We start from the raw sequence: 24,499 nt of genomic DNA, 5'->3' as shown, positions 1-24,499 counted from the left end.
AGCCCGCACAGCAGCGTGGAGTCGATGGTCTCGTGCAGCCGCTCCACCTTGCCCTTGCGGTGCGGCTGATGAGCGGGCAACCGGTGCGGGGCCACGCACAACGCGGCGAACACATCACGCACCGCGCGGGCGGCGAACTCCAACCCGCGGTCGATCCGGAACCCCGCCGGCACCGCACCGAACGGGCCCCTCGCCGGGTCGTACACCAACGCCATCCGGATCGCGGTCAGCACCGTCCCGGCATGCGGCGTCAACGCGATCGCCCAGCCCACCAAGGCCCGTGTCCCATCGTCCACGACCGTGGTCAGCCACGGGCACACCGCAGGCCCGCGCGGCGGCAGCACCAGAATCGGCAGCTGCTTGTGGTCCAGTTCCCATGTCTGGTTCCGCCGCCCGGCCGGGCGGGTGAGATAGACCCCGGCCGCCCGGCGCCCTTCCTCCCCGGTGCGCCAGGCCGCGCGCTCGGCCGGGGTCAGCTCCCGGGCGAAGCACTCCTGCAACGTCCGCAGCGACACCGGCGGCGCGTCCGCCCACCCGGCGCGCAGGAAGTCCGGCACCGCCACCCCCGCGGCGCGGGCCGATCCCGAAACCACGGCGGCCCGCGCCCGGTGCACCGCGGCGACGTTCCCGCGAAACTAGGCGTAGGCCTCCCGGTCGGTACCGGTCAGCCGGTACGGCGCCCGGCCCGGCCGCCCCGGGCGCTCTGCGCCGCCCGCGCCCAGCCACCGCCACACCGTCCGCTCGCTGACCCCCAGCCCGGCGGCGGCCAGCCGCACGTGCGCCGACGACAGATCTCCCGCCTGGCGCAACTGACGCAGCCGCGCAGTGGTGGTCTCACGCTGCTCCGGACTGACCCACGGCACGCCGACCTCCGCCATACCAGCCAACACACTGGGATGCCTCGCAGACCATCACAGAACGCACCCGACCACACCGATTTCACGAAACCCGGCATGGGCGACGTCTTCAAATAACCTTCGTTATCTGAAGATCACTCGCGGCGTGTCGATGTCCGAACTCATCTGCACGGTTGTCCTGGGGTTATGGACTGGTTTGCAGAGAACTTCGGATCCTCCTGCTGTCCGTAGTCGTGTGCACTACGGTCACTTTTTGTCCGTACTCGTGTGCGCAACGGTGAGGTCGTGGCTTGGGCGAGGGGCTGTCCGTTAGGGGAACGCTCACCGGACGACCGCGATCACGCAACGAGTCGGATCGCCACCTGCGACGACTCCGGCTCACATAGGTGGTCCGCGAAAGTGTCCGGTGATGGGGGGCTAAACGATACGATCGGCGGGTGGGAGAACTCATCGGCTACGCCAGATGCTCAACCGTCCTGCAAGACCTCACCGCCCAACGCGAGATCCTCGCCGGTCTCGGCGTCCCCGGGGAACGGATCTACCTCGACCAAGGACTCACCGGCACCAACCGCGCCCGTCCCGGCCTCGACCAGGCCCTGGCGGCTGTACGCGCCGGCGACACCCTGGTCGTCCCCAAACTCGATCGGCTCGCCCGCTCGGTGCCGGACGCCCGCGACATCGGCGACACCCTGGCCGGCCGCGGCGTCCGGCTGTCGCTGGGCGGCAACGTCTACGACCCCACCGACCCGATGTCGAAGGTGTTCTTCAACATGCTCGCGGTGTTCGCCGAGTTCGAAGCCGACCTGCTCAAGATGCGCACCCGCGAGGGCATGGCCATCGCCCGCTCCCGCGGACGCCTCAAGGGCCGCCAGCCCAAGCTCACCCCGCGCCAGCAGGCCGAACTGGTGCGCATGCACGGCACGGGCGACTACACCATCGCCGAGCTGATGGAGGTCTTCGTCGTCGGGAGGGCGACGGTGTACCGGGTCCTCAACCGCGCGCCCAAGGCATCAGAAACCCAGGCGATCAGCAACGCCACCACGTGACCAGGCGCAGCGAACGGGAGAAGGAGCCGGCAGAATGAACGAGCCGCCCGCGGTGCACCAGGCGATCGTCTGCGTCGACGTGGAAAAGTTCACCGATCAGCACCGCACCAACCCCCACCAACTCGCGGTACGCCGAGGCCTCTACCAGGCCCTCGATCGTGCGTTCGACCGCGCGGGGGTGCTATGGCAGGACTGCTACCACGAAGACCGTGGCGACGGGGCGATGATCCTCGTGCCCCCAGAGGTGCCTAAGAAGTTCCTCGTCGTTGATGTCCTCCACCAGATGGCCGCAGCGCTGGCCGAACACAACGACATCCATGACGAACGGGCGCGGATCCGGCTGCGGATGGCGCTGCACGCCGGGGAGATCCACCGCGACGACCACGGCGTGGTCGGCGAGGCGATCAACTTCACCTTCCGGCTGCTGGAGGCCACCCCCCTCAAACAAGCACTGGCGCAATCATCCGGCGCACTCGCCGTGATCGCCTCCCAACGGATCTTCGAGGACGTCATTCGACACACGCCGGCCAGCCGCCCAGCGTCATATCGGCAAGTCCAGGTCTCGGTGAAGAACACCGAAGCAAGCGCATGGATTAGCAGCCATGACGATCCCCATCCCCCAGTCGAGCAAGTCACACCGTTTCGCGATCTTTTGTACCTGTCCGAGAACAAGATGCGGGTCTTGAGCCCGCAGGTCCCGCAGCAGATATGGAAGAAGGCCGGCTTCGAGGCGGGAGTCAACGGTGGGCCCGCCTTCAGCCAAGGCCCCGCTTCCCGGCCTTTTTGGGCGAGGCTGTTCCCCGCGCGGGCCCGGGGGGACGCCCCCCAGTCGTCCGTCACCATGCTTGACCCGGTCATCGAAATGATCGAACAGCAGCGGAAGGTCAGGTGGTTCACGGACGAGCGACTGCATGCGGGCGACTGGGTCCAGTTCGAGGACGAATTCTTCTACGGTGACGCAGCACCCGCCGGGATGAGCTATGACGAGGTGGTGGTGGTCACTGGGCTCGTGTACTTCGCCGCCCGACCCCAAGGAACACCGTTCGTCCTGATCGGCTCCTCCGCGAACGTCCTGGACCGCTGGCAGCCGCCGGATTCGCACATCAAGACGGTGGGCGCCTACTACGTGGAGGCCGTGCGTGCGTACGCGGCACGCCTCGCCCGTCTACCTGACGAGGCCGCAGAGAGCGAGTTCACCCCTCCGCGCTCCAGACGCTCCAGCGACCACAACCTCGTGCAAGCGCTCCGGTACTTGGCTCCCACCGCCAGATCGGTCGAACCACATTCCGGCTGGGCGGCGGGCCCGGTGACGCTCAGGGGACACGCGCGGGTCCTGGCCACGCCCAAGGTCGAAATCTGGGGACGTGCGATCCTCGCTACTCCTCTCTACGTCGAGTACGCACCCGACGACGATTGATCGGCTCCTGCGCGACCATCCCTATTACTGTGCGTTGTCGGGCCTCGTCGGACACCCGCGTGACCTCATCCCACTACGTGCAGATGACTGCAGACATCTGTGCAGGCCACTTCGGAAATCGACACACTCGCGGCGATCCGGCGCCCCCGGAAATCCCTTCAGAAACCCCTTCAACAAACTGGGCCGTTCAACAAGCCGCAAGCGCCGTTTGTTGAGACGATCCGGGGTGTGACCACCACCCCGACGACCGCGCTGGAACTCCCGGCCGATCCGCTGACCGCCTTCCCTCTCCAACTCACCCAGATCCGCATCGGCTACGCCCGCGTCTCCACCACCGGGCAGAACCTGCAACCGCAGATCGACGCGCTCAAGGCCGCCGGATGCCGCAAGGTGTTCGCCGACAAGAAATCCGGCCGCACCGCCCAACGCCCCGAACTGACGGCCTGCCACGCCTTCCTCGACGCCGGCGACACCCTTGTCGTCCCGAGCCTGGACCGCTACGGCCGCTCCCTGCAGGACCTCATCGCCATGGTCGCCGAGCTACGCGCCCGCCAGATCGGATTCACCAGCCTGCGCGAGAACCTCGACACCACCACCCCCGGCGGCCGCCTGGTCCTCCACGTCTTCGCCGCCCTGGCCGAGTTCATCCGCGAACTCATCGTCCAAGGCACCCGCGAGGGCCTGGCCGCCGCCCGCGCCCACGGCCGCGTCGGAGGACGCCCCACCGTCGTCAACGACGACCTACTGCGCGCCGCCCGCGACATGCTCCCCAACCCCCAGCACTCCATCACCTCGATCGCCAAGCTGCTGGGCGTCTCCGCGGGGACGCTGTACAACCACATCCCCGAGTTGCGCGACCTTCGCGCAGCCGGCCGCGAGCTCGCCGACCGCTGACCCCCGCCTTGCGCAGACCAGGAAGGCTCTGCCCGTGATCCGGATGCTGATATCAATCGCCCTCAACCGCTCCATGGCGAGTGATCCCCGCTGGATCCGCTGCGCGCAGTGCGCCAACATCGGCAGTGACGGAACCATGCGGATCTGGAGCTCGACCACGTACCGCCACGGTCAACCCGTCGACAGCATCCAAACACCGCCCGAATGGACCTGCCGCACCTGCGGCCGAGCCGGACCGCTGGAGATCGGCGAGCTGCTCCCCAACGACACCCCGGTGAGCTGCCGCCGTACCTTCCTGTGCCGCTACGCCTGGAAGGTCCCCAGCAGCCTCACCACTATGACGTGCCCACGCTGCTACACCACCCAGCCCGGGCCCGCCGCTGACAATAAATCGGCGTGAAGCACTGACAATAGATCGGCGCTCAACACCTCGCCTGCCCGCCCGTGCAGGGCCCGCACTGTGACCGGATCGGCTCACAGCGAAACCCTCGCAGACCCACTTGCCGCGCGGGTCGGTCCTGCGCACCCCGCACTCGGACGACAGCGCCTCCACGATGGGCAGGCCCCAGCCGCCTGTGCCGTCGTCGTGCCCTACGGTCAGCGCCTCCGGATCGGGAGCGACGTCCGCCTGCGAGACCGGGACTCGCCTGCTCACAGGTGACCTGTCCGAGCGGTCCCAGACCCCGAGTAGGAGGCTGTGCCGTTCGCGCGCGAAGCTCACGCGGATCTCGCCGTCGGGCGTGGCCTCCAGCGCGTTGGTGATCAACTCGGTGGCGATCAGGTACACGTCGTCCGCGACGTGCAGGAGCCCCCATTCCGTGAGCCGGAACCTCAGGTGCGTACGAACCTGCCCGGGAGCCGTCGCCGCCGCCAGGAATCGCACCTCCAGCCCGGCCGGAGTCACCGTGTCCGCGCTCATCCGAACCTCCGATGGCGCCTTGGCGTAATCATTCGATCACCTCTAGTCATTAGAACTTTAATGGATATCGCGATAAGCGCACAAGTGGAACCGTGAGAAGCTGACCGCAGGAGACGCGTGCCGTTGGACGGTGCCGCTCTGCTGCGGCTGGGTCTGGTGGAGCGGGCGGAGCCTGCGCCGGTACTGGCTGACCTGGCGCGATGGCGAGGAGCCGGAGGGCCGTGGCGCATCGAAATCGCACATCCCAGCCGCCGCGCCTCACGTTGGCGCGCATGATCGGCAAGTCTGCTCGCCCGCGGATCAGAGCGTCCATAATGGGTTTCGCGAGAAGTGCTAGGACACGAGGGGGAGCGTCGTGTGGATCGTGAGTTCTCTGCCGTACCTGTCGCCCCGGCAGGAGGGCCAGGCTGATGCATGGACCGAGGAAGCCGCGCAGGCCGGCCGGGTCGGTACGCAACGGTTGCGGGAGGTCTCGGTCGCGGTTCCGCCCCCGGACGTAGGGTCGGCGCTGAGGCTGGATCCGGAAGCTCCGGCCGTCGTGCGCCGTAGAACGATGCTCCTTGACGGTCAGCCCGTCGAGCTGACTGATTCGTGGTACCCGGCCGAGATCGCAGGCGGCACCGCTCTGGCCGCCATGGGCAAGATCAAAGGTGGAGCCGTAACCCTGCTCGCGAGCCTGGGCCACTCGGTGCACGAGGCGCGGGAGGACATATCGTTTCGGGCCGCAACGGCGGATGAGGCCACCACGTTGGGGGTACCGGTGGAGACACCAGTGATCGTTCTGTCGCGCACCTGCCTAAACGCCAAAGGTATGGCGTTCGAGGCGTCGGTCATGGTGATGCTTGCGGAGGGGCGTCACCTCCGGTACCGGCTGATCGCGAGTTGAGGGCGTTGGCGCAACGAGCGGACGACCGGCCTCCGTATGAGCAGATGGCGGCGGACATTCGGGCCCGGATCATGGCCGGAGACCTGTTGCCGGGCACGCAACTGCCCTCCACAGCACATCTGGTCACCGAGTTCGGCGTCTCCAACACGACCGTGCAAAAGGCTCTTGCGGTACTCAAAGCCGAGGGCTTCCTGACGAGCCGTCAAGGCAAGGGCGTCTACGTCCGGGATCGTCAGCCGTTCCGGATAGCGGTCGGGGCCTACTTCCCGCCCACCCCCGGTGGCTACTCCTACGAGCTGCTGGAAGTCGGGGAGGTCCCGGCGCCGAATGAGGTCGCCGACGCGTTCGGCATCGCCCCTGGTGATCGGGTGCTGCTGCGTCGGCGATTGCTGCGCCACGGTGGTCGGCCGGTAGAGGTCGACCGGTCGTACTACCCCTTGGAGTTGGCGGGCGGTACCGAACTGGCTGGGCCACGCAGGATCCCCGGCGGCGCCCACCGCGTTCTGGCCGATCTTGGGTACGGCCTGCAGCACTTGGTGGACGCGGTGTCCTCGCGTGCGCCAACGAGCGAAGAGGTCGACCTGCTGGGACTGCCAGAGGTTCCGGTGATCCGGCAGTTCCGGGTCGCCTACTCGCACGACGAGCGGCCCGTAGAGGTCTCGGTACTCGTCAAGGGCTCCCACCTGTACGAACTGGTGTACCGCTTGCCCGTCTGACCACCTGGAGCGACGTGCCCAGAGGTCCGGCTGACTGTTCCCCTGAGGCCATTGCAGCGTCGACTCCTGCTTCCTTGGCCGTCCGGGGCTTGCCGTGATCGGGATGCTGCGAACGCCGAACCGGAGACCGTTCGCCAACTATGCGCGATCCGCGTACTCGTCCCCACCCCCGCCTGACCGGTGCGTCGGGCTCAGCGCCGATCATGTCGGTTCGGTAATTCGTCATAGAGCCCGGCAGGTAGCCCGCTTATCATTTCCCGGTCCGACAACGAGGGGTGTGACGTGGGCAAACACGGAAAATGGATCCATGCGGCATGTGCAACGGCACCAGCGAGATCAAAACCGGCAGCGTATGGCAGGGCTGACGCCTGCCGACTTCCGCCGAGCCGTACCTCGCGAGGCATTCGTCCCCGATGACGCGCGTTCGGGTGGTGGCCGATGAGAGCAGAGTCCCGCATCCCCGCCACCGCTGGGCGGCCGCCGAGGCGCTGGGAGTTGATGAGGCCGTGCTGTGGCCCGAGAGCATCCGGAAGAACGTCAAGACCGGACCGGACAGGGAGATCCTCGCGGTCTACCCTCACCGATCAGACTGTCCCAAGTCCGTGTGGCGCAACCTGATCCAGGAAGCTCGTCGTGACCTCACCTTCGCCGGCTACACGAACTACTTTCTGTGGCTGGAGATCCCCAACCTCGGAACCGCACTTCGCAGCAAGGCCGAACGCGGATGTCGCGTCCGCTTCCTGGTCGGTGACCCTGCCAGTGAAGTGACACGACGCCGCGAGGAGCAAGAGCAGGTTGCCCTGACCGTGGGCACGCGTATCCGGGTGACGCTGGACGAGCTACAGAAGATCATGGACGCACCTGGTGTCGAAGCCCGGTACGGGGACGACCACATTGCCATGAGCGTCTTCATCTTCGATGATCAGATGTTGGTCACACCGCACCTCGCACACCTGGTCGGCCACGATTCACCCATGCTGCATCTTCGGAAGCAGCAGAGCGATGGTCTGTTCGACCGGTTCACCCAGCACTTCGTCCAACTGTGGAACGAAGGGCGCCCCATCGCCGCGCAGTGAACGGCTTAGTACTCCAGCCGTAGAAGGTGATCTTTATCGTTTCCGGGTGGATTGTCGCTGGTAGTGGCAGGTGCGGGCGCGGGCTTGGTGGCGTCGCCGCCAGTGCGACCAGTGCAGGCAGTGCGCGGGATCAGGGGCCGTGCGTGAGGTCATGCGGGTCAGTAGCCGCTGAACCTCGGCCAAAGTGATCGGGGCCAGGTCGGGTTGGTCGCCGAGGCGGGCGCGTTCGGCTGTGGTCACGGCGGCCAGGAAGGCGTGCGCGAGCATGGCGAGGGTGGTCCACCGGTACCAGGATCTCCAGGTGCGGACCTGGTGCTGGTCCAGACCGCACAGGCCCTTGCCGGCCTGGAACGCCTCCTCGATGGTCCAGCGCCGTCCGGCAACCTTCACCAGCGCCGCGACCGGCACCGGGCCGGGCGCGTAGCAGCGGTAGAACGCCAGTTCCCGTGTGCGGCGGTTGCGCCGGATCAGCAGCCACCGGCATCCCGGCCGGTCGGTCCGCCGGTCGGTGTCGACCAGCGCCCAGTCATAAAGACGATGGCCCTTGGCGCCTGCCCCGGCCGACAGCCGCTGCCAGGCCCGCTGGGGAAGGGCGGCGGCCACCTGGTCGGCACGGCGGGCGCCGATGGGCAGGGCGACCCGGTGGGAGGCCGCCACCGCCAGCACATATCCCACGCCGCGTTCCTCCAGCTCACGGCGCAGGGCAGGGTACTGGCCGTAGACCTCGTCGGCGGCCACCCACTCGGCCTGCGTTCCGGCGTCCAGCGCGCGGGCGATCATGCGGCGGGCCAGCTCGCCCTTGGTGGCGAAGGCTCGGTCGGCGGGCACTCGGGCGTCATGGCGTCGCTGGTCGTCGCCGGCCCAGACGTGGGGCAGATACAGCTCCCGGTCGATGAAGGCGTGCCCGGCGTCGGCCGCGTAGGCCAGGAACACCGCGACCTGGCTGTTCTCGATGCGGCCGGCGGTGCCGGTGTACTGGCGTTGCACCCCGGCCGTGCGGGTGCCCTTCTTCAGGTCGCCGGTCTCGTCCACCACCAGCACCGCCCCGGCGCCGGCGAGGCGGGCGGTCACGTACCGGCGCAGATCATCGCGTACGGCGTCGGCATCCCAACTCGCCCGCGACAGCAGATGCTGCATCGCGTCCGGGGTGGCGTGACCGGCGTGCTCAGCCAGCGTCCAGCAGTTCTTGCGCGGCAGCTCGGCCAGCAGCCCCAGCAGCATCGCCCGGGCCGTGCGTCGTGGCTCCACCCGGGTGAATCGGCAGGCCAGATGGCCCATCAGGTCATCGAACATGCTCTGCCAGCGGCCAGGGTCTACGCTGTGGCCAGCGGCCACCGCCCGGTTTTCGTTTGTCCTCACAAACAACGATGATCACGCGGTGGCCGTCCTGCTTCCAAACGCCCTTAACCAGCAAGATCGCGATCTACAGCTGGAGTATTAGGGTAACCGCTGTCCAGTCCCAGGAGATGCTTGACGTTTTGGTCCAGGCATGTTTGACGGATGCTCTAGGAATCATGGGGCGGCCTTGCGGGCGCGTGGGCCTTGATGCCGCGGGCCTTGCGCGGCGGCCGACGGCGCGGTCCGCGCCGGGAGCGGATCGCGGGCAGCGCCATGAACAACGGCTTGAACGTATCGACCGGATTGGGGCCGGTCAGTGTGCCCCCTTTTTCGCGCGGACGGCGGCGGCGTCCACGATCGCGGTGAACACTTCTCGGAAGAAACCGTGGTCATGGATCGAAAGATGTGCGGAACACGGGGATTCGATAATGACTGGAATCACAGTTGCCGCAGGTACATTGAGCACTTCTTGGCGCCCGGTCGCAAGTTGCATGTGGTGGACGGAGACGGCCACACAACGACATGCCCAGGAAAGGCCGACGGATCTTGACCTACCATGCAGGCGTGCCCACGGGCTACAATCAGGGCACGAATATCGCTTTGGACTCCGAGGAATCCTTGGAGCGGTTCATTTCGCTACTGGCGCGCCCTGGGTCGCCCGACGCCGTGATTCAGGGCGACGACGGAGAGGACGGCTTGCTCGTCGTCCATGTCGCCCATGGATTTGGTTACCTGGCATATTACGGTTCATCGATGTTCGGCCACAGCGTCGGCGAACCTGCCTCACCTGCGTTGGCAGCGGAGTCCGAGGCTGGATGGCCTGCCGGCAGCGGTGTCCCGCTGACGACGTTCCGCGCCACCCTGGTTGAGTTCATCCAGCTGCGAGGACAGGTACCGCAAGCGGTGCGGTGGCAACCTAAAGATCCCTAAAGGTCAAGGAAGGCGTGCGACCATCGGTCGCGCGCCCCATGGGCGAGCGCGTCAAGAAGGTCCCTTGCGGCATGTGCCAAGATGACGGGTGGGCAGTCCCCATCACCTGCCAGGACCACCCTCGGGAACGGGAACGCGTCGTCGGCGCCAACGACCGGTACATCGCGAAGCCGGCCGCCGAGGACAAGTTCTCCGGAGTGGTGCTGCTGTCGCACCGGGGCCGGACGGTGCTGTCGCGCAGCTACGGCATGGCCGACAAGGAGAAGGGGATCGGTAACCACGAAGGTGCCGCGTTCAACCTCTACGGCGGGCCGTTCCTCAGCCTGTCCATCGTGCAGCTGGCGCAGCGGGGCAAGGTGAAGCTGTGGGACACGGTGGCACCTACCTGACCGGTTTCGCCAAGGAGATCGCTGAGCAGGTGCGCATCCACCACCTGCTCATGGGCACCTCGGGGCTGTCCTTTCCGGAGCACGACCACCAACGCATCTTCCACAGCAAGCAGGAGCAGCACGAGTGCCACCGGCAGGCGAAGCTGGACGCGGCCCCCGGCGCGGGTTCGAAGAAACCCGGCTGGGGTGCGGAAGTCGTCGTGCAGATCGTCGAGGCCGTGACCGGCATGACAGCCCACATCGTCGAAGACCGGTGGGAGCTCGGGCGCGGCGGCCCCCACCCCGGCAGTTGCACCTACTGGAGCGTCTACCCGGACACCGGGTGGGTCGGCGTCGTCCTCGGCAATCACAACGACATACCGCTGGGGGAGATCGTCGGAAAGCAGTCGCAGGCCATCACCGGGGCTTCACCCGGCGACGGCGACGGCTGACGCGCGGCCACGGCATGGCCGACCCGAAGAAAGAGTCCCTGCCCGGGGCGGTTCACATTGCTCGGCGATTTCTCAGCTCTGCGAGCCATTGCCGCACCTGTTCGTCATCGCGCAGGAAGCCACCGCTCTCATACGTGGGGAGATCGATTCCGTAGAGACGGTTCAGTGCCCACCAGGAGAGGTCGTCCCAGACGATCCTGTCATCCAAGAGCCTCCCCGCCCGGCGGTCGGCACGGTGGAGGTCGAGTGGATCCGCCAGGCCAGTGTGACCTACTCGGAGGAGCCCAGGAACAGGGCCGCCAACCGAGGTAGCCGGCGGTGCATCTCGGCGGAGTCATCGAAGTCGAAGTCCTCACCCATGTCGTGCTCCCCAGACTGCTGCGGATGCCGCTGCTCCTGAGCTTCGAAGAGACCGTCGTTGCCTGTAATGCGTTCGTAGGCATGAGACGGGGCGTAGGTGAACTCCTCGTAGAAGATGTCCTCGCCGTCGTCTCCAGCCAAGGCGGATGTTTGAACGAGCGAGAGGGCTGCGAGGCCGTCCGGGTTGGTGAGGGCGATCTGGTAACTCTCACGCCCCCGGGCGATGATGCCTGCTCGGAAGTCCATGAAGGAGTCGTCGCTGCAGCCACCGCCGATCAGATAGGCGGCGGCCCAGACATCCCAGCGGTAGAGCGCCGCCTTGTGCTCGTCGTAATGCTGGCGATAGTCAACGACTACCTCGGCCGGCATGCCTGCCAGGACTGTTTCCAAGGCCTCATGGAGAGGGCCGCCCAGATCGCGGGCTCGTTCGATGATCGGCCAGAAGTCATCGTGATCCATGGTGGGATGGTGTCAGAGAAGACGGACCTGAGCTTGAGGAACTCGTCGATGAAGTCGATCACAGGGTTGAGTGTGGCGCAGTGATGGAGACGTCCGGCCGTCAGGGGCGTCGGGATCACCGATGCGGTGAGTCGTAGGGCTCGCGAGCCGAAGGTGCGCTGCTATTCGTTTCTGACTCGTGGAGGCCGTGGGTCCTGGCTATTGCGTGGGCGAGTGGCCTGGAGAGTTTGATGCTGGTCCGCAGGCTCTCGGTGGCTCTGCGGTCTGTTTCCCAGGCGTGGCCGAGGAGGGGCGCGAGACGTTGCGCCAGCTCGGCGGGGTCGGGGAGTTGCAGGAGGCACTGGGCGAGGTGGAAGATCGCCGCGCTGGTGAGGGCGTCTGGTGGTGCCACTGACCAGGGAAAGGTCACTTGACGTTTCCAGGAGCGTTCCGATCATTACGCGGATGAGTTCCGCGCCCAGGAACTGGTGATCTGTGCCGTTGGGGCAGGTGTGGTGGAGGAGCCGCTGGTGGCGGGGTTCATGCGAACACCGCGGGCAGATAACCAATGCCGCCGCCACGGGCCTCCGAGTTCGGTTTCCAGGGGCTTCCGGCACCGGCCAGGCACTGTCGCGAACCTCCTCGGCTGGTCTCGGAGTATCCATCGGTGTGTACCGACCAGCCGAGGAGGTTCGCGACGGTGGCCGGTCGGGTTCGGTGTGGTCGGGTAGTGGGTCCGGGCTGCGCGGGAGCGGCTGAGCCCAGACGGCCGCGACGCCGGTGTTTCCGAAGCACCGGTGCGACCGGAGGGGCAGCGGGTGCGGCGAGCCCCCGTTGCCGCCGCCCCCGCCATCGGTGCCCTGACCGGCCAGGGCCCGCGCCTCGGCCGGTCGGTAGACCGCGCGTCAGGTGCCACCCCTGCACGGTGCCCTCGCCGGCCTCCACCGCTCCTCGGCGCACGCCGTGACGGACCGATTCCGCCGCGCAAGGGCCGTGGCCTGGGCGAAGGGGCCGGGCCTGAGGCTCAAGGCGCATCCGGTTATGTCTCGACGCCCTGCCAGCCGCTTTCGTCGCCGATGTCCCCGTCCTCGATCTCCTGGACCCGGTAGGTGATCAGGTTCTTCTCGCCGTTGGAGAGCTTTTCGGCGAAGTCCTTGTTGCAGGTCACGGTGCCGTTGTTGGAGCCGTTGCCGTCCACGCAGTTGCCGGACCGCCCATCGGCGGTGTGCCACTTCACCCGGACGCCCCAGCCGTCCCAGCTGGTGTCCTTGACCCTGATGATGTCGCCGTACGACTGGTAGCAGCCCCAGCCGCCGCCGACGTAGAACTTCTTGCACGTCTTGGAGTCGGCGTTGGCCGGACCGGCCGCGAGCGAGACGGCGCCGACGGCCACTACAGCCGTCGCCGCACAGCGGGCGAGCTTGCCGAACCGGGTCATGTTTCCCCCGTTCTCGATGAACCGCCTGGATGACATCCGATTCTGGGAAACGAGGCCGATTGGCGCGAGAAGTGTTTTGGCCAAGGGCGATCGGTTTCAGGACAGCCTGTGTGAGAACGTGTTGCGGTAGTCGGTCATGGTGACTCCGAGCAGCCGCCGGAAGTGCGGGCGCAGCGCGGCGGCCGAGGAGAATCCGCACGACCGGGCGATCTCGTCGACCGGCAGATCACTGAGCTCCAGCAACTGCTGGGCCCGAATGACCCGTTGATGGGTCAGCCATCTCCCCGGCGCGGCTCCGGTGATCTCCCGGAACCGCCGGTCGTAGTTGCGCCTGCTCATATGCGCCCTTTCCGCCAGCAGGCTCACCGGCAGGGCGGTGTCGAGTCTGGTGTGCGCCCAGGCGATCGTCTCGACCACCGGATCATCGGTGTCGCCATCCGGGACCGGTGTCTCGATGAACTGCGCCTGCCCGCCTGGTCGGTGCGGTGCGACCACCATCGCCCTCGCCATCCGGTTGGCGGCCGAAGCTCCCATCATCGTCCGGACGAGGTGGAGACCGACGTCGATCCCCGCAGCGCCGCCGCCCGCGGTCAGCACGTCGCCGTCATCGATGTACAGGGCGGACGCGTCGACGCGAACCCTCGGGTACATTTCGGCCAGCCGGTCGGCGAGCGCCCAGTGCGTCGTCGCCGGGCGACCGTCCAGCAGACCGGCCGCCGCCAGGACGAACGTCCCGCTGCACAGCCCGGCGACGCGGGCACCCCGGCCATGCGCCGCGCGCAGTGCCTCCAGCGCGGGCTCGGGCGGATCCTCGGCCGAAGGTTGAGGCAGGTTCGGCACGACGACCAGATCGGCGACCCGGACCGCCTGCAGGTCGTAGGGGACCGCGCAGGTCAACCCACCGCCCGTGAGCGTCGAGCCCGGTTCGCCCGCGACGACCGCCACCTCCGCCCCGGGGAGGGCCCCGTAGTGGGAGGCGAGATCGAACACCCCGAACGCGAAGGACATGCTGGCCAGCAGAGCCCCGTCGAAGAGCATCACGACAATGCGCCGATTCTCCTCGTCCCAATCTCCAACGAAAGCCTTACGGAGAGATCCGGTGCTCACCAGCAGCCGCCTTCCCTGTGCCCGGAGGGATGGAGCCATGATGCCCACGGCCGTGCTGGATTGTCAGCGATCGGTCCGAAGGCCGGGCCGCCGAGCCATTGCCGCGAACGGATCGGGCGGAGATCCGTCCCGGCCGCGCTATTTGGGCGTCAGTCGATGCCCAGGTAGCGCTCGTAGATCTCGCCCGTGTCCAGTTCGCCCGCCTCGCCGGTGTGGACGACCTCGCCGCGGCTGAGGATGTAGACCGTGTTCGCCAGGGCGAGCGCCTTGTTGACGTACTGCTCCACGATGACCAGCGACATCCCCTCCTCCACGAGACGGGCCAGCGCGTCGTAGATCTTGTCCACGATCAGCGGCGCGAGGCCCAGTGATGCCTCGTCGACGACGACCAGTTTGGGGCGGGTCAGGTACGCCCTCGACAGGGCGAGCATCTGCTGCTCACCGCCGGACAGGCTCCCGGCGGTCTGGCGCAGCCGGTCGCCGAGGACCGGGAACAGCCGCGTCGCCTCCGCGATCGCCTCGTCCCGCTCCCGGCCGCGGGCCTGGATCGTGAGGTTCTCCTTCACGGTGAGGGACGGGAAGATGCCCCGGCCCTCGGGCAGGTGGCAGACGCCGCGCCTCGCGAACTCGTGCGGCGGCCTGCCGGTGACGTCGTCGCCGCGGAAGGCGATCCGGCCGGACCGCGGCTTGACGAACCCGGTGGCCGTACGGAGAAGCGTCGTCTTCCCCGCGCCGTTCGGGCCGAGGAGGGCCACGACATCGCCCTCGCCGACCGTGAAGCTCACGTCCCGCAGGACGGTCGACTCGCCGTAACCGGCGGTCACGGACTCAAGCGTCAGCATGCTCACTCACCTGCCAGTGCGACGGCGTCGCCGAGGTACGCGGCGCGCACCCGCTCCGAGGCGTGCATCTCCTCGGGCGTCCCCTCGAAGATGAGCGACCCGAAGTCGAGGACGTGGACGCGGTCGCAGACCTCGCGGACCAGCGTCATATCGTGTTCCACCAGTAGGATCCCGGTGCCCCGCTCCCGGACCACGGTCTTCAGGACCCGCCCGAACTCCTCGGTCTCGTAGGCGTCGAGCCCGGACGACGGCTCGTCCAGGAGCAGCAGGTCGAACGGCCCGGCCAGCGCCCGCGCCAGCTCCACCAGCCGCCGCTGCCCGATCGGCAGCAGGCCCGCCTGGACGTCGGCGATGCGGTCGGTCCCGGTGAGCGCCATCGCCTCCTCGGCGGCGTCCGCGACCAGCCGGGCGGCGTGCCGGGAGCCGGCGAGCTGGGCGAGGGGGTTGCCGCCGGCCAGCGCCGCCTCGCGGCCCATGGCGATGTTCTGCCGCACGGTCAGGCTGCCGAACAGCTCGGTGCGCTGGAACGTGCGGCCCAGGCCGCGCCTGGCCCGGCGGGCGGGGCTCGCGCGGGTGACGTCCGCGCCGTGCAGCAGGATCCGGCCCGAGGTGGGCGAGTTGAGGCCGCTGCACGCGTTGAACGTCGTCGTCTTGCCTGCGCCGTTCGGGCCGACCAGACCGGTGATCGCGCCGGGCGGAGCCGTCAGGCTCACGTTGTCGACCGCGGTGACGCCGCCGAAGCGGACGGTCAGGTCTCGGACCTCCAGCCCCTTCCCGGCGGGCTCCTCGCGTCGCACGGTGACGGGGGCACGGGGCGCCGGACGGGCCTCGCCCGTGGTGGCCGGGGCGGGGCGGCGGCCGCCCAGGCGGTCCAGGAAGTTCCGGACCGGTTCGGGCGTGCCGGCGGCACGGGTGGCGTACACGGCGGTGACGGCGCCCAGCCCGAAGAGCAGCTGCAGCACCGAGTTGGTCGTGGCCCCGCCGTGCAGGTAACCCGGAATGACCGAGTACGCGATCGCCGCGATGACCGCGTACCAGGGGCTGCCTACCGTGACCAGCAGGACCACGGCCACGATGAGGATGGAGTTGAACCATTCGAAGTAGGTGCCGATGCCGAACTGGTAGAGCATGCCCGTGAACGCGCCCGCCAGGGAGGCCAGGGCCGCCGAGAGGCAGAAGACGATCACCTTCAGGACGCTGGAGGTCGCCCCGTGCGTCTCCAGGGCCAGCGGCGAGTCCGCCATCGCCTCCAGCAGCCGGCCGAGGCGGCCGTGGCCGATCGCCACCACCAGCACCACCACCAGCAGCGCCGCGACGAGCAGGAGGTAGTAGAAGCCCTCGTCGGTGGAGAAGTCCAGGGAGCCGATCGTGAAGGTCGGGCGCGGCGCGGGGATCCCCATCGTGGAGTCCCCGAACATGAAGCCGCGGGTGTAGAAGACCTGCTGGGCCAGGATCCCGAAGCCGAGCGTCGCCAGCGCCAGGAACACCCCCGACACCCGCACCGCCGGGATCGCGATCAGCGCGCCGACGGGCACCGCCACCAGGGCCGCCAGCAGCAGCGCCGCCGCCCAGGGCATGCCCTCGACGGCGGCGAAGTGCGCGAACGCCGCCGCCCCCACCGCCGCGAACGCCATGTGGCACAGCGAGATCTGCCCGGACTGCCGGATGAGCAGCCCCAGCGACAGGAACAGGATGATGTGGACCAGGGCGGCGGACCAGACGGCGATCTGCGCGCCCTGGACCGCCGGCACGAGCGCGAGCAGGCCCACCGCGACCGCCCCCGCAGCCAGGCGCACCCGAGCCGGCGCGTGGTAGGGGCGGTACGCCTGCGCCTGGGCCACCAGGCGCCGCTGCACCAGCTTTCCGCGGGGCGTCACGATCAGCACGACGAAGAGGATCAGGAACGGCAGGCTCGGGGCCATCCCGCCGACCCAGTCGACGGTGGCCGCGTACTTGTCGACCATCGCCACCGCGACGCCGATGAGCAGCCCTCCGGCGAACGTCAGCGGCAGGCTGGAGAAGCGGCCGACCGCGGCGGCGCCGAAGGCGGCGAAGACCACGGTCGACAGCGTCACGCCGTCCAGCGGCTGCGCCGAGGCCAGCAGCAGCCCGGCGACCACGGAGAACATCGTCCCGAGGATCCACGCCCACCGGCGGACCCGCACCGGGTCGTCCCCGGACATCGACACCAGGTCGGGGTCGTCGACCACCCCGCGCATGACGATGCCGAAGCGCACCGACCGGAAGAACCAGAACAGCACCGCCGAGGCCGCCAGCGAGAAGGCGAACAGGACGATCTGCTCCCAGGTGACGTTGACGCCCAGCAGCCGCACCGTCGACTGCGGCAAAAAGGGCGCGAACGTCGGCGGGTTGTCGGGGTGCCACAGCGCCCCGAGGGCCGCGACGATCAGGATCATCCCGACCGTCGTGACCACCTTGATCGTCTCGTTGGCCCCGGCCAGCGACCTGGCGAGCAGTTCCAGCAGCAGGCCCATCGCCGGGGCGAGCACCCCCAGGCAGACCGCCGCCGCGATCGGCCAGGGGATGCCCAGGTCCGCCCGGAGGAAATGGAACAGGAAGGCGCTCAGCGCCGCCACCGCTCCGTAACCGAAGTTGAAGATGCCCGAGGTCTTGTACGTCAGCACCACCCCGAGCCCGGCCAGGCCGTACACCGCCCCCGTGGCGAGCCCCGCGACGATGAAGGGAAGGAATTCGTTCACTGGGGACCCCTCAGGAGGCGCAGGTGACCTTGCCGTCGTTGGCGACCATGGGCCTGCCGTTCTTCACCTGCGCGGTGAACCAGCAGTCGACCTTGTGCGGCTTGCCCGGCTCGAACGTCAGCGGCGGCGCCAGGCCGTCCACGGTGTAGTCCTTGAGCGACTCCAGGCCCTTCACGACCTGGGCCGCGGTCGGCTTCTCGCCCGCGGCGGCGCCGCTGTTCTTGATGGCCTGTTCGAGCAGCTTGGCCGAGACCCATCCCATGAACGCGTTGTGGATGAAGACGCCCGTGTTCTGCCGGACGCCGGGGTAGTGCTTGTCCATCGCGGTGTTGAAGGCCCGCACGGCCGGTGTGTCGGCGAAGAAGGGGAGGGTCGCGAACTGCATCCAGAGGTTCTGGCTCAGCCCGGGGGCGGAGGCCATGTTCATGCCGAAGGCCGCGCCCTGGGTGATGTAGATCGGGTTCCATCCCTGCCGGGCGCAGTCGGCGGCGACCTTGGCGGCGACGGCCGACGAGCTGCCGATGTAGAGCGCGCTGACGCCCTGCTGCCGGGCCGCGACGCACTGCGCCGTGTAGTTGGGCGCCGTCGAGGAGATCTTGGTGTTGTAGACCACCGGCACGCCCTGCGCCTTGCCGGTCGCCGCCAGCTTCGGGACGGACTCGGCGCACACGGGCGCCTCGGCGCAGTACATGAAGCCGAGGTTGGCGGCCCCCGCGCCCTTGGCGATGGAGACGACCGCCTTGTGGATCTGGCCGCCGGTCTGGCCCTCGGGGAAGAAGTACGGGTTCGTCTCGAACGGCTTGGTGTTGCTGAACACGCCGACGACCGGGACCTTCGCCTTCTCCACGGTGGACGCCCAGGTCTGGTCGATCATGGACATGTTGATGATGGCGGCCACCTTGTCCGCGACGAGCTTCTTGGCGGCGGTGAGCGCGGTGCCGGGGTTGAGGCCGTCGTCCTTGGCGACGATCTCGACCTGGCGCCCGTTGAGGCCCCCCGACGCGTTCACCGTCTTCGCCCAGGCCATGACGGCGCTCTGCACGGGCACGTTGAAGCCGGTCATGCCGGCCTTGCCCGAGCAGCTGCAGATGACCCCGATCTTGATCGTGTTCCCGGACGAGGTCTCCGACGAGCCTCCCGCCGAGGAGCACCCCGCGGTGACGGCCAGTGCGCACAGGGCGGCCGCGAATCTGCGCATGCTGATCATCTGATCGTTCTTCCTCTCGGGACCATCCCGGGCATGGCGCTCCGGCGGGGAGGCGGGCCGCGGGGATGAACGGCTCGCTGGCACGAGCCGGGGAGCGGCGGCGCGGCCGTTCCACGGCGATGCGCCGACTCGCCCAGGGCGGGGGGGTGGGGGAGAGGCCGACCGAAGCGGGCGGCCGAAGAGGGAAGAGGTGCGGCGCGGGGCGCCGATGAAGTGCGGACCGGTCAGGCCCGGCCCGCGGTCGGGGCCGGCCCGGGTCAGGCCGGCCCGGCCGCGTCAGGTGTTGCGTCCGCCGTTGACGCCGATGATCTGGCCGGTGATGTAGCCGGCCTCCTCGCTCACGAGGAACGCGCAGGCGGCGGCGATGTCCTCGGGCTGCCCGATCCTTCCGACCGGGGTCTTCGCCACCTGCTGGTCGAGGTTGAACAGGCCGCCCTTCATGCTCTCGCGCAGCATGGGGGTGTCGATGAAACCGGGCGGGATCGTGTTGGCGGTGATGCCGTGCTTGCCGAACTCCAGCGCCAGGACCTTGGTCAGCCCGACCACGCCCGACTTGGACGCCACGTAGCCCGACAGTCCGACGCTTCCGCTGTGGACGCTCGACGAGGAGATGTTGACGATGCGTCCCCAGCCCTCCTCGACCATGCCGGGGAGCACCGACTGGCAGCAGTCGAACGTGCCCGTCAGGTTGACGGCCAGCAGCCGGTTCCAGGTCTCGGCGGACAGGTCGAGGAACGGGCCGTCGATGGTCACCCCGGCGCTGTTCACCAGGATCGTCGGCGTGCCCAGCCGGGTCCGCGTCTCCGCCACCCCGGCGTCGATGCCGGCGCGGTCGGTGACGTCGACGGCCAGGCCGACCGCCGTGCCGCCGTCCTTCTCGATGGCCGCGGCGGCGTCGCGGGCCGCGCCGCCGTTGCGGTCGAAGATCGCCACCTTGGCGCCGCCGGCCGCCAGCCGGCGGGCGATGGCGCCGCCGATGCCCGAGGCGCCGCCGGTGACGACGGCCGTGCGCGCGCTCACTTGATCGCCTCGTCCCCGGCCAGGGTGGTGCGGTGCATGCGGCGCGGCTTGGTCCGGTCGAACTCGCAGGCGCGGTGGACCAGGCCCCGGTTGTCCCAGATCACCAGGTCACCGATCGTCCAGCTGTGCCGGAGCACCTTGTCCGGGGTGGTGGCGCGCCGCGTGATCTCCGCGAGCAGCTCCTGGCTCTCGTCGACGCCCATCCCGACGAACTTCTCGATGGTCGGGCCGAACACCAGGGAGTGCCGTCCCGAACGGTGCTCCCACACCAGCGGATGCTCCCGCGCGGGCCGCCTCGCCCACTCCGCGCGCTGCTCCGGTGTCGGGTCGGGGTAGGACTTGCGCTGCACCGCCTCGAAGGTGTGGACCGCCCGCATCCCGGCGTAGCGCTCCTTCTCCTCGCCGGTGAGGGCGTCGTAGGCCGCGTAGGTGCTGGCGAACTCGGTCTCGCCGCCCGCCTCGGCGACCACGTGGGCGCTCAGCACGCCCGCCTTCGCCGGGATGTCGTCCAGGGAGCCGTCGATGTGCCAGTAGTCGTTGCTCGCGAAGTACTCGGCGTTGGGGTTGGACGGGTCGAAGCTGATCTCCATGACCTCGGGGATCCGGTACGACGGGAACCGGACCAGGTCGCCCAGCCTCCGGCAGAACGCCACCTGCGCCTCGTCGCCGGCGTGCAGCTCGCGGAACAGCAGCACGCCGTGCTCCTCGAGCGCGTCCAGGCACGCCTCCGGCAGGTCGTCGTCGTTCAGCAGCCGGTCGACGTCGACGTCCCGGACCTCCACTCCGACATGCTCGCTCAGTTTCTCCAGGGCGATCGCGGCCATCGGTCGCTCCTCCTCTCACCGGCCCCCGCGGCCGTTTCCGGCGCGGCGCGAACGGCGGCCGCCTTCCGGCGCGCCGACGTTTTCGCGGAGGGGGCCTGACACTTTGAATGCTCGGAATTCCAGCCCGGATTCTTCGGAACGGGCGAATTCTGGTTCTGCTGGCGGGTTATATCATGGAATCTATGCGGCGGTCGGAGGAATGTCAATATTTCGGCCGGTTCACTTTTCCTTTCCTGACGGTGAGGAAAGGGCGGGATTATTGGCCGCGCGCAGGTTGACCAGCGGGCGGCGGTACGAGGGGTCGTCCTTGTCGCGTGAGGGCGCGCCGTTTCCATGGACGTCCGGCACGTCCGCGAACGGCAGCGGCAGGGTCGGCAGCGCGCCCGACCATTCGATCGCGTTGGTGCGCATGGCGATCCGCCACGCGCCGCCGCGGAATTCCAGCCGGTCGATGTAGCGGCCCCCGGCGATCCAGTTGGACTCGTCGCGGTTGCGGCCGACGAAAAGGTAATAGGTCTCCGCGTGCGCGGTGTGCCCGCCGATCTCGCAGGTGTGGTTCAGCAGATCGTGCTGCGTCGCCACCTGGCCCTGCTCGTGCATGGCCGACGCCCAGTCGTACAGTTCCTTGGGGCCGCCGACGAAATCGCCGGCGGCGATGGTGGCGTCCGGGTGGAAGGCCGACAGGAACAGCTCCCGGTCGAAACGGTCCATTCCGCGGCTGAAGCGGACGAGGCAGTCGAGGATGTCCTGCCGGTCGAGCATCCGCTCCAGCCGGGCGGTGCGGTCAGCGTCCATGGCCTGCCTTCGTGATCGGGTCCCAGAGGGGCGAGCCGCGCTCGGCCCGCAGCGAGGGGATGACCTTGCCGTCGATGTCGGTGATGCCGTAGTCCCGGGCCACCTCGGCGGTGATGAACGTGCCGCCCGACCGCCGCATGATCTCCGGGTCGGCGGCGAGCGCGGCGATCACCCGGCCGGGGAACTCCGGGCTGCAGCCGACCGCGGGCTTGGTGACCGTCTGCTCCTTCATCGACGGGTCGCGGGCGAGGTTGCGGTTCGCCCGCTCGGTGAAGGTCAGCCCCTGCCACAGCGACAGCGACGCGACGGAGTACGGCTCCAGCTCGATCGCCATGTCACGTGCCATCCGGTCGACCGCCGACTTGCACGTCCCGAAGACCACGCCGTAGGTGTAGGTCACCCCGACGTAGCCGGAGACGGCGACGATCAGGCCGGACCCGCGCGGGGTCATGAGCTTCGCGGCGTGGTGGGCCGCCACGAAGTTGGACCGCACGCCGACGTCCACCATCTCCCAGTTGGACAGCGGCTTCTCCCAGAACGGCCGCGGCTCGGTGAGGTCCTCGGGCAGCGAGAAGGCGTTGTTGACCAGGATGTCGAGCCGTCCCCGCTCCCGCTCCACCCGGGCGAACAGCGCCGCGACCTGCTCGTCGTCGGCGTGGTCGACCTGGACGGCGACGCCCTCGCCGCCCCGGCGGCCCACCTCCTCGGCGGTCTCGCCCACCGTGCCGGGCAGGGGGTGGGAGCCGGGCGCGACCGTGCGCCCGGTGACGTAGACGGTGGCCCCCTCGGCGCCGAGCGCCAGCGCGATCCCCTTGCCGATCCCGCGGCTGGCGCCCGTCACCACGGCGACCTTGCCCGTCAGCGAACCCGTGCTCGACGTCACGTCCGCCCTCCGAAGAAGGCCGTGCTGTGGTCGCCGACGGCCCGGCCCGTGTAGTGGTCCCCGCTGAACGGGGCGCCCATCACGCCCTTCGACCAGTCGGCCGACAGGCCGAAGTCCTGCTGCCAGTCGTAGAGCATCGTGCGCCGCGCGATCCGCCAGCCGCCGTCCCGCTTCTCGGCCCGGTCGAGGTAGCGGCCGCCGATGACGGCGTCGCGCTCCTCCTCGCCCGTGTCGATCCGGTGGTACGACAGCACCTGGGTCTCCACCAGCGCGGTGCCGTCCAGCAGCTTGATCACGCTCTGCCCCAGGAAGTGCTGCGTCACCGGTATCGCCGGCGAGCCGGGCACCACCCAGTCCAGGTACGCGTCCAGGTCGCCCTGGAAGAGGCCGTAGTCGACGGTCGCCTCCGGCCAGAACGCCGCCCTGATCAGGCCGGCGTCGCGGCGGTCCTCGCCACGGGCCAGGAGGGCGACGCACTCGCGGATCCGCTCGCGGTCGAGCAGGCCGGCCAGCTCCTCGGTGAGGCCGCTCACGAGGCGGCTTCGTCGGGCGCGTACCCGAGGACGCCCTTGATCTCCAGGTAGTCGTGGAAGCCGAACTCGCCCCACTCCCGCCCGTTGCCGCTCTTCTTGTAGCCGCCGAACGGCGCCAGGAAGTCGAACCCGTCGTTGATCGCGACCGAGCCCGCCCGGATCCGCCGCGCCACCGCGCGGGCCTGCTCCAGGTCCGCGCCCGCGACGAAGCCGGCCAGGCCGTACTCGGTGTCGTTGGCGATCTCGATGGCGTCGTCGAGATCGTCGTAGCCGAGGATCGTGGCGACCGGCCCGAAGATCTCCTCGCGGGCGATGGTCATGTCGTTGGTGACGTCGGCGAAGACGGTCGGCTTGACGTAGTAGCCCTTCTCCAGGCCGTCCGGGCGGCCGGTGCCGCCGGCGACCAGCCTGGCGCCCTCGTCGATGCCCTTCTGGATCAGTCCCTGGACCCGCTCGAACTGGTCCTTGGCGACCACCGGGCCGATCACGACGTCGCCGTTGGGGTCGCCCACGGTGACCTCGGACGCGGCCTTCCGGGCGGCCTCGACGGCCTCCTCCATGCGGGCGCGGGGCACCAGCATGCGGGACGGCGCGCTGCAGGTCTGCCCGGAGTTGCCCATCATGCTGGCGACGCCCTTGCCGACGTTCTCGGCGAACGCGTCGTCGTCCAGGATGATGTTCGGGCTCTTGCCGCCCAGCTCCTGCGCGACCCGCTTGACACCGGGCGCGGCGTTCTTCGCGACCTCGACGCCCGCACGGGTGGAGCCGGTGAAGGAGACCATGTCGACGTCCGGGTGGGAGGCCAGCGGCACGCCCACCCCGGGGCCGTCGCCCTGGACGAGGTTGAACACCCCGGCGGGCACGCCCGCCGCGTCCAGGATCTCGGCGAAGATCTGCCCGGTGAACGGCGACCGTTCCGACGGCTTGAGCACCATCGTGCAGCCGGTCGCCAGCGCCGGGAACACCTTCACGGCGATCAGGTTCATGGGCCAGTTCCACGGCGTGATCAGGCCGCAGACGCCGATCGGCTCCTTGACGACGAGGCTGGCGCCGCGCCGCTCCTCGAACGCGAACTCCTTGAGCACCTCGATCGCCGTGGACAGCTGCCCGACGCCGAGCTGCACCTGGAAGCCGCCGGCGAGCGAGGCCGGCGCGCCCATCTCCTCGGTGAGCGCGGCGGCGAGGTCGGCGGACCGCTTCTGGTACGCCTCCAGGATGTTCTGGAGCAGGTCGATCCGGTCCTGCTTGCTGCTGGCCGACCAGCCGGCGAAGGCGCCGCGGGCGGCGGCGACCGCCCGGTCGACGTCGGCGGCCGAGCCGACGGCGACCTTGCCCGCGACCTCCTCGGTCGCGGGGTTGACGATGTCCAGGGTCCGGAGCTCCGCCGGGTCGGTCCACTGGCCGCCGATGTAGAACTTCAGGTATTCGCGCAT

The 24,499-nt window shown here is 68.9% G+C and carries 25 protein-coding genes and 1 pseudogene; 10 read left to right on the top strand and 16 right to left on the bottom strand.

What is annotated here, in order from left to right:
• Nucleotides 1–635 precede the first annotated feature (635 nt).
• Nucleotides 636–863 carry a hypothetical protein gene (locus tag ACZ466_RS09690; protein ID WP_378290813.1) on the bottom strand — a complete coding sequence of 76 codons (228 nt, stop codon included), beginning with the start codon at nucleotides 861–863 and terminating at the stop codon, nucleotides 636–638.
• Between the two features lie 431 nt (nucleotides 864–1,294).
• Here ACZ466_RS09690 and ACZ466_RS09685 point away from each other — a divergent pair, with 431 nt between their 5' ends.
• From ACZ466_RS09685 to ACZ466_RS09670, 4 genes are all read left to right on the top strand, one after another.
• Nucleotides 1,295–1,903, top strand: coding sequence for a recombinase family protein (locus tag ACZ466_RS09685; protein ID WP_378290811.1), 609 nt, complete (start codon nucleotides 1,295–1,297; stop codon nucleotides 1,901–1,903).
• 34 nt (nucleotides 1,904–1,937) lie between these two features.
• Entirely contained in the window at nucleotides 1,938–3,320 is a 1,383-nt protein-coding gene (locus ACZ466_RS09680; RefSeq protein ID WP_378290809.1) for an SAVMC3_10250 family protein, read from the top strand.
• Between the two features lie 228 nt (nucleotides 3,321–3,548).
• Nucleotides 3,549–4,214 carry a recombinase family protein gene (locus ACZ466_RS09675; RefSeq protein ID WP_417281735.1) on the top strand — a complete coding sequence of 222 codons (666 nt, stop codon included), beginning with the start codon at nucleotides 3,549–3,551 and terminating at the stop codon, nucleotides 4,212–4,214.
• Between the two features lie 34 nt (nucleotides 4,215–4,248).
• Nucleotides 4,249–4,614: a hypothetical protein gene (locus tag ACZ466_RS09670; protein ID WP_464044074.1), complete on the top strand. Its 366-nt coding sequence runs from the start codon at nucleotides 4,249–4,251 to the stop codon at nucleotides 4,612–4,614.
• Nucleotides 4,615–4,719: 105 nt separating this feature from the next.
• On the opposite strand, the pseudogene ACZ466_RS09665 reads toward ACZ466_RS09670, so the two are convergent.
• Nucleotides 4,720–5,133: pseudogene (locus ACZ466_RS09665) on the bottom strand (ATP-binding protein); the annotation flags it as partial.
• A 355-nt stretch (nucleotides 5,134–5,488) separates the two neighbouring features.
• On the opposite strand from ACZ466_RS09665, the gene ACZ466_RS09660 reads away from it, so the two are divergent.
• The 3 genes from ACZ466_RS09660 to ACZ466_RS09650 all read left to right on the top strand — a co-directional run bounded on the left by ACZ466_RS09660 (nucleotide 5,489) and on the right by ACZ466_RS09650 (nucleotide 7,811).
• Nucleotides 5,489–6,019: a GntR family transcriptional regulator gene (locus ACZ466_RS09660; RefSeq protein ID WP_378290807.1), complete on the top strand. Its 531-nt coding sequence runs from the start codon at nucleotides 5,489–5,491 to the stop codon at nucleotides 6,017–6,019.
• Between the two features lie 44 nt (nucleotides 6,020–6,063).
• Nucleotides 6,064–6,735, top strand: coding sequence for a GntR family transcriptional regulator (locus tag ACZ466_RS09655; RefSeq protein ID WP_378290805.1), 672 nt, complete (start codon nucleotides 6,064–6,066; stop codon nucleotides 6,733–6,735).
• Between the two features lie 431 nt (nucleotides 6,736–7,166).
• On the top strand, nucleotides 7,167–7,811 hold the full coding sequence (locus tag ACZ466_RS09650; RefSeq protein ID WP_378290803.1) for a DUF5919 domain-containing protein: 645 nt from the start codon (nucleotides 7,167–7,169) through the stop codon (nucleotides 7,809–7,811).
• 33 nt (nucleotides 7,812–7,844) lie between these two features.
• On the opposite strand, the gene ACZ466_RS09645 is transcribed toward ACZ466_RS09650, so the two are convergent.
• Nucleotides 7,845–9,089 carry an IS701 family transposase gene (locus tag ACZ466_RS09645; protein ID WP_378293571.1) on the bottom strand — a complete coding sequence of 415 codons (1,245 nt, stop codon included), beginning with the start codon at nucleotides 9,087–9,089 and terminating at the stop codon, nucleotides 7,845–7,847.
• Nucleotides 9,090–9,713: 624 nt separating this feature from the next.
• Between ACZ466_RS09645 and ACZ466_RS09640 the strand changes: the two genes are divergently transcribed.
• From ACZ466_RS09640 to ACZ466_RS09630, 3 genes are all read left to right on the top strand, one after another.
• Entirely contained in the window at nucleotides 9,714–10,079 is a 366-nt protein-coding gene (locus ACZ466_RS09640) for an Imm1 family immunity protein (protein ID WP_378285636.1), read from the top strand.
• A gap of 71 nt (nucleotides 10,080–10,150) precedes the next feature.
• On the top strand, nucleotides 10,151–10,468 hold the full coding sequence (locus ACZ466_RS09635; RefSeq protein ID WP_378285635.1) for a serine hydrolase family protein: 318 nt from the start codon (nucleotides 10,151–10,153) through the stop codon (nucleotides 10,466–10,468).
• Entirely contained in the window at nucleotides 10,444–10,899 is a 456-nt protein-coding gene (locus tag ACZ466_RS09630) for a serine hydrolase domain-containing protein (protein ID WP_378285634.1), read from the top strand. The genes ACZ466_RS09635 and ACZ466_RS09630 overlap by 25 nt, the downstream gene beginning before the upstream one ends.
• Nucleotides 10,900–10,951: 52 nt before the next feature.
• On the opposite strand, the gene ACZ466_RS09625 is transcribed toward ACZ466_RS09630, so the two are convergent.
• The 13 genes from ACZ466_RS09625 to ACZ466_RS09565 form a co-directional block, all read right to left on the bottom strand.
• Nucleotides 10,952–11,107: a hypothetical protein gene (locus ACZ466_RS09625; RefSeq protein ID WP_464043222.1), complete on the bottom strand. Its 156-nt coding sequence runs from the start codon at nucleotides 11,105–11,107 to the stop codon at nucleotides 10,952–10,954.
• A 62-nt stretch (nucleotides 11,108–11,169) separates the two neighbouring features.
• Nucleotides 11,170–11,718 (bottom strand): DUF4240 domain-containing protein, encoded by a 549-nt coding sequence (locus ACZ466_RS09620; RefSeq protein ID WP_378285633.1) that lies wholly within the window; start codon nucleotides 11,716–11,718, stop codon nucleotides 11,170–11,172.
• A 1,018-nt stretch (nucleotides 11,719–12,736) separates the two neighbouring features.
• A complete protein-coding gene (locus tag ACZ466_RS09615; RefSeq protein WP_378285632.1) occupies nucleotides 12,737–13,135 on the bottom strand; it encodes a hypothetical protein in 399 nt (132 codons plus the stop codon).
• A gap of 96 nt (nucleotides 13,136–13,231) precedes the next feature.
• Nucleotides 13,232–14,173: a GlxA family transcriptional regulator gene (locus tag ACZ466_RS09610; protein WP_378285640.1), complete on the bottom strand. Its 942-nt coding sequence runs from the start codon at nucleotides 14,171–14,173 to the stop codon at nucleotides 13,232–13,234.
• Nucleotides 14,174–14,391: 218 nt separating this feature from the next.
• On the bottom strand, nucleotides 14,392–15,084 hold the full coding sequence (locus tag ACZ466_RS09605; protein ID WP_378285631.1) for an ABC transporter ATP-binding protein: 693 nt from the start codon (nucleotides 15,082–15,084) through the stop codon (nucleotides 14,392–14,394).
• Between the two features lie 2 nt (nucleotides 15,085–15,086).
• On the bottom strand, nucleotides 15,087–17,804 hold the full coding sequence (locus ACZ466_RS09600) for an ABC transporter permease subunit (RefSeq protein ID WP_378285630.1): 2,718 nt from the start codon (nucleotides 17,802–17,804) through the stop codon (nucleotides 15,087–15,089).
• Between the two features lie 10 nt (nucleotides 17,805–17,814).
• Nucleotides 17,815–19,002 carry an ABC transporter substrate-binding protein gene (locus tag ACZ466_RS09595; protein ID WP_378285629.1) on the bottom strand — a complete coding sequence of 396 codons (1,188 nt, stop codon included), beginning with the start codon at nucleotides 19,000–19,002 and terminating at the stop codon, nucleotides 17,815–17,817.
• A gap of 285 nt (nucleotides 19,003–19,287) precedes the next feature.
• Nucleotides 19,288–20,031 (bottom strand): SDR family NAD(P)-dependent oxidoreductase, encoded by a 744-nt coding sequence (locus ACZ466_RS09590; protein WP_378285628.1) that lies wholly within the window; start codon nucleotides 20,029–20,031, stop codon nucleotides 19,288–19,290.
• A complete protein-coding gene (locus tag ACZ466_RS09585; RefSeq protein WP_378285627.1) occupies nucleotides 20,028–20,855 on the bottom strand; it encodes a TauD/TfdA dioxygenase family protein in 828 nt (275 codons plus the stop codon). The genes ACZ466_RS09590 and ACZ466_RS09585 overlap by 4 nt, the downstream gene beginning before the upstream one ends.
• Nucleotides 20,856–21,074: 219 nt before the next feature.
• Nucleotides 21,075–21,650 carry a nuclear transport factor 2 family protein gene (locus ACZ466_RS09580; RefSeq protein WP_378285626.1) on the bottom strand — a complete coding sequence of 192 codons (576 nt, stop codon included), beginning with the start codon at nucleotides 21,648–21,650 and terminating at the stop codon, nucleotides 21,075–21,077.
• Nucleotides 21,640–22,533, bottom strand: coding sequence for an SDR family NAD(P)-dependent oxidoreductase (locus ACZ466_RS09575; RefSeq protein ID WP_378285625.1), 894 nt, complete (start codon nucleotides 22,531–22,533; stop codon nucleotides 21,640–21,642). The genes ACZ466_RS09580 and ACZ466_RS09575 overlap by 11 nt, the downstream gene beginning before the upstream one ends.
• Complete coding sequence (locus tag ACZ466_RS09570; RefSeq protein ID WP_378285624.1) at nucleotides 22,530–23,066, bottom strand: nuclear transport factor 2 family protein; 537 nt, start codon at nucleotides 23,064–23,066, stop codon at nucleotides 22,530–22,532. The genes ACZ466_RS09575 and ACZ466_RS09570 overlap by 4 nt, the downstream gene beginning before the upstream one ends.
• On the bottom strand, nucleotides 23,063–24,499 hold the full coding sequence (locus ACZ466_RS09565; RefSeq protein WP_378285623.1) for an aldehyde dehydrogenase family protein: 1,437 nt from the start codon (nucleotides 24,497–24,499) through the stop codon (nucleotides 23,063–23,065). The genes ACZ466_RS09570 and ACZ466_RS09565 overlap by 4 nt, the downstream gene beginning before the upstream one ends.

The sequence above is a fragment of the Actinomadura rugatobispora genome, from assembly GCF_055379765.1.
This window is presented reverse-complemented; position numbering and strand designations above follow the sequence as displayed.